Source organism: Nonomuraea sp. NPDC050556 (assembly GCF_044457355.1).
GTDB lineage: Bacteria > Actinomycetota > Actinomycetes > Streptosporangiales > Streptosporangiaceae > Nonomuraea.
This window is the reverse complement of record NZ_JBITGU010000005.1, coordinates 293,543-304,987: the sequence shown is the minus strand read 5'-3', so window position 1 is coordinate 304,987 and position 11,445 is coordinate 293,543. Positions and strand designations below refer to the sequence as shown.

Genomic DNA, 11,445 nt, shown 5'->3' with positions numbered 1-11,445 from the left:
CCTCAACGTCGCATGGCTTCATTCGACGGGGAGGGGGCTCCTGATGCGCGTCGTCGTGACCGACGCGGAAGTCACCCTGGCTGACGTGCTGTCCCTCAGACTCGCCATCGAGGAGCCGTTCCGTGACGGTACGGAACTCGTCCTGCGGCACCGCGCCACCGGCGTGGAACGTACCGTGCTGCTGGGCACGCCGGGCGCGCCCGCCGGCGACGCCTCCCTGGCCGTCTCCCTGGCGCCCCTGACGCTCAGCGTCGGGCGCTGGGACGCCTACCTGCGCCACGAGGGCCAGCGGGCCAGGCTAAGGAGCGTCGACCCCGGATTCTCCCTCGACCACCTCGACACCTACGCCCTCTGCAAACGCACGCTGGCCTACCGCTCCTACCGGACGCGCAACGGGTTCCTGGCGCTGAAGATCGCCGACGCCGAGCCGGTCGCCGAGGTGCGCGCGGTGTGGTTCAGGGAGGGCCGCTTCGAGGTGACCGGACTGCTCGCCTACACCGGGCTGGACGACGACGACGCACGTCACGAGGCCAGGCTGGCCCTGCACCGCAGGCAGTCCGCCGCGCGCGTGGCCACGGCCGCGACCGTTCAGGGGGTACGGTTCCACGCCGCGGTCTCGCTGGTGGACGTGCTGGCCGCCGACCCGGACGCGTCGGGCACCTGGGAGCCCACGCTGGAGGTGGAAGGGGTGTCCACGCCGCTGCGGCTCGGCTCCAGGCTCGACGACATCGACGGGAAGCGGCGGCGGCTGCACTACCCGGCCGCCCAGGTCGACGGGGTGGCGATCAGGCCCTGCTACACCGCCGACGACGAGCTGCGGATCGAGGTGGGCGGGTGAAGATCAGCCTGGTGCTCCCCTCCGCGTACGGCATGCGGGGCGACGTCAGGTCCCTGCTCAACCTCGCCACAGAACTCGCCGATCGGCACGACGTCGAAGTGATCAGCATCCGCAGGCACAAGGAGAAGCCGTTCTTCCCCGTGGGGCAGAAGGTGGTCATGCGGTCGCTGGTCGACGCCAGGCCGGGCGTCAGGCACCTGCTGCCGCAGGGACAGGTGCGCACGGAGGTGGCGCTGTGGCGGCTGCTGCGTACGCTCAGGAGTGACGTTTTGATCACCGCCAGGCCTGCCATCAGTGTCCAGGCGGCCAGGTACGCTCCGCGCGAGATGCTGAAGATCGCCCGCGAGTGGACGCGGCCCGCCGTACCGGGACCGGTCAGGCGGTTCTATCCGCGGCTGAACGCGGTCGTCACGTCCACGGAGCAGTCCAAGGAGGAGTGGGGCAGGATCCTCGACGGCGGGCCGGCCGTGCACGCCCTGCCTGACGCGCTCCCCGGCGGTCCTTCTCCGCGCTCGCGCATGGACAACAGGATCGTGGCCGGCGGCGGGCGCTGGGTGCCCGTCAAGTCCTACGACCGGCTGGTGCGCGCCTTCGCCACCGTCGCAGACAAGCGGCCGGACTGGCGGCTCAGGTTGTACGGCGGAGGCCCGGAGGAGAGCAGGCTCCGCGCTCTGGTCAACGAGCTCAACCTGCACAACCACGTCTACTTCATGGGCACCACCAACGACCTGGCGGGGGAGTTCGCCAAGGCCTCGATCGTGGCCACCACCTCGCGCTCCGAGGCGCTCGGCATGACCGTCCTGGAGGCCATGGGGTGCGGGGTGCCCGTCGTGGCCTTCGACGGGGCGCGCGGGCCGGACGAGTTCGTCGCGACCGGTTACAACGGCGTGCTCGTCCCCGGAGGGGACGGCGAGCTGGAGCGGTACGCCGCCGCGCTGCTCGCGCTGATCGACGACGACCGCAGGCGCCGCTCGCTGGCGGCGGGGGCGTTGGAGACGGCTGCCAGGCATTCGGCCGCCGAAGTGGCCGAGCAGTGGGAAAAGCTGATCACGGACCTTCGCTGAGCAATACGGCTAACGGGTACCGTGGTTGCATGCATGGCTACAGCGGGGACAAGCAGGCGTATCTGACCCGGCTTCGCCGGATCGAGGGTCAGATCAGGGGCCTGCAGCGCATGGTCGAAGACGACGCGTACTGCATCGACGTGCTCACCCAGGTCTCCGCGGCGACGCGGGCGCTGCAGGCTGTGGCGCTCGGGCTGCTGGAGGAGCACATCTCGCACTGCGTGGCCGACGCGATCAACAGCGGCGGCCCCGAGGCGGACGCGAAGGTCAAGGAGGCGTCCGCGGCGATCGCGCGCCTGGTCCGCTCGTAAGAACGGACTAGTTATCCGGCGCCCCGGCGAACTATCCCCAAAAGCCCGTCCCGGACCCCTGGGGGATCCGGGACTAGGTCAATGTGATGGTCTTCAGCGACTCGCTGAAGTCCGCAATCCGAGCGCGTCGTCGAGCTCGGCCAAGGTCAGCCGCTTCTCGCTGATAGCGACCGCGGTCAGCACCTCGGCGTAGAGAGCGATCTCGTCCAACGCGACACGGTCTTGGACCCGAGAGTCCAGGTCGTCGTGCCCCACCGCGTCGTCCTTCCTTCCGCAGCCCACACCCTCTTCGAGGTTACGGCGGGGGCTCTTCCGGCGACATGGCCCATCGGGGTCATTCCTTTCTGTGCCGCCGTACCCCCATAAGGATCATTTCCCGCTTTTCGAGATCACAATTCGGCGAATCGCCCGTTGTTTCTAGTATCAGAGCGATATAGGGGAGGTTAGAGGGAAATATCGTTATTAATGGTTTACGTGAGGATCGTCGCGTTCGTGCGTCAGCTTGTGCACCATCGCAGCCGCTCCCGCGAACCCCTTGGCGGGCACGGCCGCCTCGCTCAGACGGCACCACGCCAGTCCCACAGCATAGGCCGCCCCGAGCACGCTCGCCGCAGTGCCGCGATCGGGCGGCTCCACTCCGATCTCCGGTACGGCATGCGCCTCGGTGTGCTGGGAAACCGCGCCGACCCCGACGGGAATCCAGCCGCCGGTCCTCATGGGATCCCACGCGCCGGTCTGGGCGGGGTCCTGGGGGCTCCAGGCGCCCGTCTGCTCCATTTCGGGCGCCGCGGGACGCATCGGGTAGGGGAGCGACGGCTCGACCGCCTCCGGCGGCCTCTGCGGCTTGGGCAGGTTGTCGTGCGCGTGCCGCAGCCGATGGTCGAGCCATCCGCGCAGCCGTTCACCCTCAGGCAGGTCGGCCAGGAAGTGCGCGGCGGCCCCGACCGGGTCGGGAGCGAACGACAGCGATTCCACCAGGTCGTACACCACGTGCGTGAAGTGCCTGCCCGGATCGGTCTCCTTCAGCGGCAGGGGCGCGGGGCAGCGGGCGAGCCACGCCTGCCGTACCGACTCCTCGCCCTCGGCGGCGGCCGAGGCGTCGAGGCCGGGCCGCTGGAGCGCGGGCTCGACCATCGCCAGCAACGCGGTGGCGCGCGGCCTGAACCTGGGGTCCACCGCGAGGATGTGCGCCGTGTCCGCCATGAGCGCGGCCAGGCGCAGCGCGGCCCGCGGCTTGCCGGCGCGCAGCCGTTCCGCGTAGAGGGTGACGAGGTCGGCCAGGCGCGGCGCGGGCAGCCAGCGCACCCACTCGTCGCCGGGCAGCGGTCGCCCGAGGTACTCGCCGAAGATGGTGATGAGCCGCTCGTTGCCGTCGAAGGCGGGCGCGTAGGCGCACCACATGATCGTCGCCCAGATCGCGGTCACCGTGCTCGGCACGTCGGCGGCGAAGATCTCGCGGAGGGCGGTCAGCGGGTAGTCGAACTCGGAGCGCCGCCCGTTGGCCCGGAGCAGCACTCTGACCTGCTCGGTCAGCGCGGGCGGCACGTCCGGCCCGACGAAGGCCTGCACGGAGCCGCGGTCGGCGGCGAAGTCGGAGCCGAGGGGCACCAGGCCGGGCACCAGCGAGCCCGGCGTGTGCTCGACGTGCCTGGCGGCGTGGTCTCGCGGCGGGGCGGCGGGGTACCAGTGGCCGTCGGCCGGGTCGAGCAGGTGCCAGCGGGCGTGCGCGCCGTACAGCCATCTGTCGCCCTCGTCGGTCACCAGCGTCCTGGCCGCGATCGCCGCGATGCGCGTCGCGACGGGCAGCGCGTCCCAGCGTGGATCGCTCACCAGCGCCCGCACGTCGGCCTCGACGGCTTCGAACAGGCCGAAGTGGGCGAGCGTCTCTCGCCGCTTCCTCAAGCCGATCCACGAGAACATCAGCGGCCATGTTACTCACCGGCGATTGGCAATTTTGGGCACAATGTTCACCTATGACGGCAAAGGTGATGGTTTTTCTGGCGGTGATTGGCCTGCTCGCAGGCTGTGGACCAGCGGCGACGCCGTCACCAACGCCGACGGGGCCGGTCAAGCTGTCGCTGGCCGCGGCCACTCCGCCGGTGGTGGGCGGCGAGGTCGGGTCTGCCTCGACCGAGTTCGACGACGCGGCCCAGCTCGCGTTGTGGAGCAAGCTGAGCGACACCGAGCAGGACCTCGACCGGCTGGCCAAGGCCGACGTGAACACCACGGTGAAGGGGTCGCTGTACCTGGAGCCCAAGCCGTCCACCTGGTTCGACGGCTTCCGCGGCCCGTTCCTCTACCAGGAGCTGGCCGGGCCCATCGCCATGCACATGCGGGTCAAGGTCGACGGCAAGAAGGGCGGGCTGCCCAAGCGGAAGTTCTCGCTCGGCGGCGCGATGCTCAGGGCGCCAGGCTCCAAGGACAAGCCGAACTGGCTGTCCATCACCGTCGGCACCGCGGACGCCAGCGGCCAGGTCGAGGTCAAGGACACCAGGGACGGCAGCTCCAAGACCGACGCGTTCACCGTGAAGGACGGCTGGATCGACCTCGTCCTGGCCAGGACCGACCGGCTGGTCGCCGCCCTCTACAAGGAGGACGGCGGAGCCTGGAAGGTCGGCAAGCGCTGGGCACGCGCCGAGCTGCCCTACGTCCTGCAGTGGGGCGTGACCGCCTACACGGACTGGGACAGCTTCGCCGCGCTCAAGAAGGACGCGGCCAAGGCCAACGCCCAGCAGATCAAGGGATTGGCCGACCTCAAGCTGACCGTCGACTTCGTCAGGTTCCTGCGGCCGGCCCTGCCGAAGTACGTGGATCCGCTGAACTCGGCCTCGGTCTCCGACGACGTGCTGATCAAACTGCTGACGCCTGCCGGTGCCTGACCGCCTTGGCCATGTAGTTGTCCGGCGTGTTCGCGAAGAGCGCGCGGTCGCCGTCGGTCAGCTCGCGCACGACCTTGCCCGGCATTCCGGCCACCAGAACACCTGAGGGGATCTTCTTGCCAGGACCGACCAGCGCTCCCGCCGCCACCAGCGTGCCCGCGCCGATCCTGGCGCCGCCGAGCACGATCGCGCCGATGCCGATCAGCGCGCCCGTCTCGACGTACGCGCCGTGGACCATCGCCTTGTGGCCCAGGCTGACCCTGGGTTCGAGGACGGCCGGCTCACCCTCGTCGGCGTGCAGGCAGCACAGGTCCTGTACGTTGCACTCCTCGCCGACCTCGATCAATTCGTCATCGCCACGCAGAACGGAGCCGTACCAGATGCTGGCCGATCGGCCGATCTTGACCCTGCCGACCACGACCGCCCCGGGCGCGATGTACGCCTCGGGGTGAATGTCCGGAACTGCCCCACTGTCCAAGGAAGCTACATACACCCGCGACATCGTAATTCCTGCCTCACCTATGGCGTTCCGGTTGCGGACTTGGGCAGATGGCAGGAAAGTCGTTTCCTGACGTCTCGTCGTCAGACCCTCACAACCCGCAGTTTTCTCCCGCCTCACGCAAACCATAGGTAACCCCCATGACAAACCAGCACGACAGCCTTCCCGAACTCATGCAAGAGGACACCTTCGAGGTCGTGATGCGCGGTTACAACCGCCGTCAGGTCCATGACTACATGATCCGCACCAGAAACCAGGTCCGGGATCTGGAAGAGCGGCTGGCACGGGCGATCGACCAGGCTGAGCAGGGCCGCATCGAGCTGGCAGAGGCCAGGCGGCGCATGGTCGAGGCCCCCCAGAGTTACGACGACCTGAGCCCGCGCCTCGCCCAGATCCTGAAGCTCGGTGAGGAGGAGGCGTCGGCCAAGCGCGAGGAGGCGGTCTCCGAGGCTGCCAGGGTGCGTGAGACCGCGGCGGGTGAGGCTGAACGGCTGGTCGCGTCGGCGCGGGAGACTGCCGACAACATCCTCACCTCGGCCCAGGCCGAGGCGGAGCGCCGGGTTGCCGAGGCCACGGGCGCGGCGGAGCGCATGCTCGCCCAGGCGGGCGCCGACGCGGAGGAGACGCTGACCACCGCCAAGGCCGAGGCCGAGGAGGGGCTGCGGCACGCGCGCGCCGAGTCCGACCGCCAGCTCACCGCGGCCAAGCACGAGGCCGAGCAGCTGGTGGAGAGTGCGCGGGCCGAGGCAGAGTCCACGCTGAACACGGCCAGGGCGGAGGCCGAGTCGACGCTTTCCGAGGCGCAGGCGCGGGCGTCGTCGCTGGACGAGCACGCCGGGCGCAGAGTGGCATATCTCACGGACACGCACGGCGAGGTCGTGCGCCGTCTCACCGAGATCACCTCGGTGCTGGGCGACCTCATGCAGCGGGAGTCGGCCGCCGGTCCGCTGATCGAGGACCTCGGTGCCGCGCAGGACGAGGTGCGGGTGATCGTCGAGGAGGAGCCTGCTTCTGAGGAGGACGAGGACGTGGTTCTCACCGACGACACCGACGTCGACCTCGACCGGTTGTCCCAGGCCCAGCACAACTGAGTCTTGTCCCAGACCCAGCGCAACTGAGTCTTGTCCCACGCCCAGCACGACTGAGTCGCCGAGCCCCGCCGCACCCCCGAGCGGCGGGGCTCTCGCGTTCCCGCGAGCCGTCCGCAGGGGAGCGGGCGGAAGCCCCCGCCCCCGATAGGGTCGGAGGCTTCCGCGCTCGTGGCCCCCCTCGCTGGGCCCACTGGTTGGGGGCCCGGTGCCGGAGCCGCCGAGACGCTGGACCCGGCACCGGGCTGCTGCTCGCCGTGGAGCGCATTAGAACGCTCCACGGCCCGTGCTAAGGATCGGCCTCTGCCCGCCTCTCCTGGTCTTCGAGCTGCTCGCGCAGCCCCGTCGGATCGTCCGCGTCGATGGTCATCGCGCACCCTGCGGCACGCTGCTCGGCGTTGAGCGGGTGGTGCCGGGTCGCCCACCAGCGACCCGCGTCGCTTCGCCAGATGGTCCAGTGCGGGAACTCCCGGGCGATTTCTGCAAGATGCCGGTCAAAGGACATCTGGTCACCCTTCCCGGCGCTGAGTCATCTCCTTCGACGGTGCGGCACATCTCTAGAGAAATCAATGATCGCAGGGGACAGGTCAACCTATCGCTTGACATTTCGGCTTGACCTAGGCGTCGAAGTCGTACTGAAGTACGTACGACGACGAGTCCAGGACCATCTCGTTGAGCTCCACGGGCAGGCCGCCCGAGGTGTAGGCGGTCCGCCAGATCACGATCACCGGCGTTCCCGCCGGCAGCCCCAGGAGTCGCATCTCCCTAGGTTGCGGCATGCGGGCGAGCACCTCCTCGGTGAAATGCGCAGGTGGCTGGCCAAGGTCGCGCAGCCGGGCGTAGACGCCACCTGGACCGGTGTCGTCGTGCGTGATCGCGCTGCCCTCGACCAGGTCGGCAGGGAAGTAGGACGTCGCGAGCTGGACGGGCCTGGCGTCGACGGAGTAGCGTCGCCGCCGCACCCAGACCTCGGTGCAGTCGAGTACGGTCGCCGCCTGCTCGGGCGCCGGTTCCCTGGCGATCCGGACCTCGTCGACGGCGAAGGGACGGCCCCTGGTGTCGGCCGCCCAGATGGCCTGGCCCTGTCCCCACTGCTCGCGGGACAACCGCCTGGACCCGTGTCTGCGTATCGGTTTGAACAGTCGCACATAAACCCCCGAACCTCGCTTGGGCACCGCCAGCCCTTCGTTGATGAGTACGGCAAGCGCCTGCCGTGCGGTCGCGCGCGCGATCGCGTACTCGGCCATGAGCGCGTTCTCGCCCGGCAGTCGGTCCCCGTCGCGCAGTTCGCCGGACAGGATCCTGGCGCGGAGGCTGTCGGCGATCCGACGATAGATAGGGGGCTCGTGGGGTACCGGGGATTCAGACACGTTTGACCACCCTCTGTCACCAACCGGGTTTGGCGTCTCCAGAGAACTTGCCCCGCCTTGTCCACGATCGCACAGATACGCAGGTTGGTCCCGTGCTTCTTTTGAGTGGATCGTGCCCGTGTGGTGATCTTCGGGGGTTTTCGCGGGCCGTTACCTTGGAACGGTCCTGGCCGCTATTCGGCCGGCCCACCAGCGGCGAGTAATCAGTGCCGAAAGTACGGCTCCCGCCGTGTTGATCAGTACGTCGTCGACCGAGGAGAAGCGGCCGAGGCGCAGGCCGTACTGAAGCGCTTCGACGGTCAACGAGGCGAGCGCCGCGACGAGCGCGACGCGGCCGAGGGAGGCGAAGCGCGGCGACCTGACCGGCAGCAGCGCGCCGAGTGCGGCGAACACCAGGAGGTTGCCTCCGACCTGCACGAACACCGTCTGCCACGGCGCCAAGAACACGGTGATCAGGTCGCGCAGCGGCACCAGATTGACGCCGGATTCGCCGCCTCCCGGGGTGAGGATCATCCAGATCCAGGGCGCAGTTCCGACGACCACGCCCACGTCCGCGACAGCTGTACGGACCGGAAAAGGATGGTTGCGGCGGGCGCGTGAGCGGGCGATCATCCAGGCGGCCAGGGCCGCCAGCGGAAGGGCCAATAACCCTACAATGATGATATTTCCCCACATGTCCCAAGTCCGTGCCATCGGGCCATTGTGGCCGTCGTGGGGGGTTACGGGAAGGTGACTGTGCGGACAGGGTGTTCAGGGGCTTTGGCATAGCGCGCGTCGATTGCGTAGAGTCGCCACTCGCCATGACGATGCTCAGACCGATGCTCGCCCGCAACCCCGGCGAGCAACACAGGGCCGCCACCCCGCTGGAGCTCTTCTTCGACCTCGTCTTCGTGGTCGCGGTCGCCCAGGCGGCCGCCAGCCTCCACCACTCGATCGTCGAGCACCACGTCGGCGCCGGTCTGCTCGGCTACGTGCTGGTGTTCTTCCTCATCTGGTGGGCCTGGATGCAGTGGACCTGGTTCGCCTCGTCCTTCGACAACGACGACCTGGTCTACCGGCTGTCCACATTCGTCACCATGTTCGGCGTCCTGGTCGTGGCCGCCGGGGTCGAGAGCGCCTTCGCGGGCGACTTCCGGCTCAGCATGGCCGGGTACGTGATCATGCGGCTCGCGCTCGTCAGCCAGTGGCTCCGGGCGGCCGGGTCGAACCGGGAGATCAGGCGCGACGCCCTGAGCTTCGCCATCGGCACCTCGCTCTTCCAGCTGGGCTGGATCGGCCGGTTGTGGCTCACCGGCGCGCCCAGCCTGGTGGCGTTCGCCGTCCTCGCCGCCGCCGAGATCATGCTGCCCGCCTGGATCGGACGGCACGGTTCCACCCCGTGGCACAAGCACCACATCGTCGAGCGCTACGGGCTGTTCACGATCATCGTGCTGGGCGAGTCGGTGCTGGCCGCGACGATCGCCGTCAAGCGCGGCGCGAACACCGGCGAGATGATCGTCATCGCGGTCAGCGGGCTGGTGATCGTGTGCTCGATGTGGTGGTTGTACTTCGCCAGGTCGGGCGGCCGGATGAGCGACGGAGCCGGGCTGGCGATCTGGTCCTACGGCCACTACCTGCTGTTCGCCTCGGCGGCAGCGGTCGGTGCCGGGCTCGCGGTGGCCGTCGACACCGGGAAGGGCGCGGTGGTGGCCGTGTCCGTCGCCGCCTTCCTGGTCAGCCTCTGGCTCACGCACATCGCCTGGCACCGCGGCGCCTGGGCCCAGCACACGGTCTACCTCGTGACCGCCGCGCTGGTGCTCGCCACCTCGCTCACGCCGTGGCCGGTCCCGGCGACGGCCGTCGTGCTGGTGGTCGCGGGCGTCGCGGGCGCCCGGCTTCCTTGGAATCGGTGATCGTCCACGACATGCTGGGCTGATGACAGAAGCGCGGTGGCGCCAGCTCACCGACATCCCGCTCCTGCTGGCCGGGCTGGTGTTCTACGTCGTCTACGCGCTGCCGATCCTGAACGACTCGCTGACGCCCGCCCAGCGGTCGCTCTGCTCGCGGACGAACCTCGCCATCTGGATCGCCTTCATCATCGACTACGTGGTCAGGATGCGGCTGTCGCGCGACTGGCGCGGCTTCGTCCGTGGCAACCTGGTCGACCTGTTCGCGATCATCCTGCCGCTGTTGCGTCCCCTCAGGATTGTCTCGCTCCTGCAGTCGGTCTCGCACACCCACGAGCGGTTGCGCGTCGATCCGCACCGCCAGCTGGCGACGTACGGCCTGGCCTCGATCGTGCTGCTCGGGTTCGCCGCGGCGCTGACGATCTATTCCATAGAACGGCACGCCCCAGGCGCGACGATCACCACCTTCGGCGACGCCGCCTGGTGGACGCTGACCACGGCGACGACCGTCGGGTACGGCGACACCTACCCGGTCACCGGCGAGGGCCGCTATGTCGGTGCTGCCGTGATGATCGGTGGCGTGGCCATCCTGGGCGTGGTCAGCGCCTCCGTGGCCACCTGGTTCACCGGACGCTTCCAGGAGCAGTCGGACGTGGTGGACGAGCAGCAGGCCGACGCCACGTCAGCGCTGGTCGCCGAGATCAGGGCCCTGCGCGAGCAGCTAGAGGGACCTCGCGAGGGCTCGTGAGACGCCCAGGGCGGCGGTCTTGACGGCTGGAGCCAGGCGGGTCGGGTGAAAGCGGGCGAGCGGCACCGAGACCGACAGCGCGGCCACGACGGCGCCGTCGCTGAAGATCGGCGCGGCGATGCAGGCGCCGCCGAGCTGCGCCTCCTCCCGCTCGTAGGCCAGCCCGGCCGCCTGGATCTGCCCGATGGCCTCCTCCAGCCGCTTGGCGTCGACGATCGAGTGGCTGGTGAGCCTGCGCAGCGGCCGGCCGAGCACCTCGTCGATCAGGTCGGGGGCAGAGTAGGCGAGCAGCGCCTTGCCGACCCCGGTGCAGTTCAGCGGCAGCCGCCCGCCCACCCTGGAGGGGAGGGAGAAGGACTCGTGGCCGCGGATCTTCTCGACGTAGACGACGTCGAGGCCGTCGCGCACGCCGAGGTGGATGGTCTCGTGGGTGGCTTCGTAGAGGTCGTGCATGAACGGCAGCGCGGCATGGCGCAGGTCGCGTTCGAGGGGGACGATGCTACCGAGCTCGAACAGCCGCCGGCCGAGGAAGTAGCCGCGCTCTCGCCGCTCGACGGCGCCGATCTCGGTCAGCTCGGTGAGCAGCCGGAACGCGGTGGTCTTGGGCAGGTGGCAGCGCTCGGCGACGTCGATCAGCCGGAGCGGACCGCCCGTGGGGCGGAACGCGTCCAGGACGAGCCAGGACTTCTCCAGCATCGAGAGGCGGTCGGGGTTCCGTGTCACGGAACGCATTCTTGTCCATGACGGGCCCCCGGATCTATA

13 protein-coding genes are annotated in these 11,445 nt (G+C 69.3%); 7 read left to right on the top strand and 6 right to left on the bottom strand.

Annotation, left to right across the window (positions count from 1 at the left end; translation table 11 throughout):
- Nucleotides 1-43: 43 nt before the first annotated feature.
- Genes ACIBG8_RS43665 through ACIBG8_RS43655 form a run of 3 tightly spaced genes read left to right on the top strand, consistent with a single transcriptional unit; the run spans nucleotide 44 to nucleotide 2,213 of the window.
- Nucleotides 44-838, top strand: coding sequence for a hypothetical protein (locus tag ACIBG8_RS43665; RefSeq protein WP_397349157.1), 795 nt, complete (start codon nucleotides 44-46; stop codon nucleotides 836-838).
- Entirely contained in the window at nucleotides 835-1,902 is a 1,068-nt protein-coding gene (locus ACIBG8_RS43660) for a glycosyltransferase (protein WP_397349156.1), read from the top strand. Before ACIBG8_RS43665 ends, ACIBG8_RS43660 begins: the two co-directional genes overlap by 4 nt.
- A 29-nt stretch (nucleotides 1,903-1,931) precedes the next feature.
- Nucleotides 1,932-2,213, top strand: coding sequence for a metal-sensitive transcriptional regulator (locus ACIBG8_RS43655; protein ID WP_397349155.1), 282 nt, complete (start codon nucleotides 1,932-1,934; stop codon nucleotides 2,211-2,213).
- A gap of 462 nt (nucleotides 2,214-2,675) precedes the next feature.
- Here ACIBG8_RS43655 and ACIBG8_RS43650 read toward each other — a convergent pair whose 3' ends face one another.
- Nucleotides 2,676-4,133: a hypothetical protein gene (locus tag ACIBG8_RS43650; RefSeq protein ID WP_397349154.1), complete on the bottom strand. Its 1,458-nt coding sequence runs from the start codon at nucleotides 4,131-4,133 to the stop codon at nucleotides 2,676-2,678.
- A 53-nt stretch (nucleotides 4,134-4,186) separates the two neighbouring features.
- Here ACIBG8_RS43650 and ACIBG8_RS43645 point away from each other — a divergent pair, with 53 nt between their 5' ends.
- Entirely contained in the window at nucleotides 4,187-5,092 is a 906-nt protein-coding gene (locus tag ACIBG8_RS43645; RefSeq protein WP_397349153.1) for a hypothetical protein, read from the top strand.
- On the opposite strand, the gene ACIBG8_RS43640 is transcribed toward ACIBG8_RS43645, so the two are convergent.
- Nucleotides 5,064-5,594: a gamma carbonic anhydrase family protein gene (locus ACIBG8_RS43640; RefSeq protein ID WP_397349152.1), complete on the bottom strand. Its 531-nt coding sequence runs from the start codon at nucleotides 5,592-5,594 to the stop codon at nucleotides 5,064-5,066. The genes ACIBG8_RS43645 and ACIBG8_RS43640 overlap by 29 nt on opposite strands.
- 137 nt (nucleotides 5,595-5,731) lie before the next feature.
- Between ACIBG8_RS43640 and ACIBG8_RS43635 the strand changes: the two genes are divergently transcribed.
- Nucleotides 5,732-6,682 carry a hypothetical protein gene (locus ACIBG8_RS43635; RefSeq protein ID WP_397349151.1) on the top strand — a complete coding sequence of 317 codons (951 nt, stop codon included), beginning with the start codon at nucleotides 5,732-5,734 and terminating at the stop codon, nucleotides 6,680-6,682.
- A 286-nt stretch (nucleotides 6,683-6,968) separates the two neighbouring features.
- On the opposite strand, the gene ACIBG8_RS43630 is transcribed toward ACIBG8_RS43635, so the two are convergent.
- From ACIBG8_RS43630 to ACIBG8_RS43620, 3 genes are all read right to left on the bottom strand, one after another.
- Nucleotides 6,969-7,184 carry a hypothetical protein gene (locus ACIBG8_RS43630; RefSeq protein ID WP_397349150.1) on the bottom strand — a complete coding sequence of 72 codons (216 nt, stop codon included), beginning with the start codon at nucleotides 7,182-7,184 and terminating at the stop codon, nucleotides 6,969-6,971.
- Between the two features lie 112 nt (nucleotides 7,185-7,296).
- Nucleotides 7,297-8,049, bottom strand: a complete 753-nt coding sequence (locus ACIBG8_RS43625; RefSeq protein ID WP_397349149.1) for a GntR family transcriptional regulator — start codon at nucleotides 8,047-8,049, stop codon at nucleotides 7,297-7,299.
- Nucleotides 8,050-8,199: 150 nt separating this feature from the next.
- A complete protein-coding gene (locus tag ACIBG8_RS43620; RefSeq protein ID WP_397349148.1) occupies nucleotides 8,200-8,694 on the bottom strand; it encodes a VanZ family protein in 495 nt (164 codons plus the stop codon).
- Between the two features lie 155 nt (nucleotides 8,695-8,849).
- Between ACIBG8_RS43620 and ACIBG8_RS43615 the strand changes: the two genes are divergently transcribed.
- Complete coding sequence (locus ACIBG8_RS43615) at nucleotides 8,850-9,941, top strand: low temperature requirement protein A (RefSeq protein ID WP_397349147.1); 1,092 nt, start codon at nucleotides 8,850-8,852, stop codon at nucleotides 9,939-9,941.
- 22 nt (nucleotides 9,942-9,963) lie between these two features.
- A complete protein-coding gene (locus ACIBG8_RS43610; RefSeq protein ID WP_397349146.1) occupies nucleotides 9,964-10,683 on the top strand; it encodes an ion channel in 720 nt (239 codons plus the stop codon).
- Here ACIBG8_RS43610 and ACIBG8_RS43605 read toward each other — a convergent pair.
- Nucleotides 10,657-11,415: an IclR family transcriptional regulator gene (locus ACIBG8_RS43605; protein ID WP_397349145.1), complete on the bottom strand. Its 759-nt coding sequence runs from the start codon at nucleotides 11,413-11,415 to the stop codon at nucleotides 10,657-10,659. The genes ACIBG8_RS43610 and ACIBG8_RS43605 overlap by 27 nt on opposite strands.
- Between the last annotated feature and the right edge of the window lie 30 nt (nucleotides 11,416-11,445).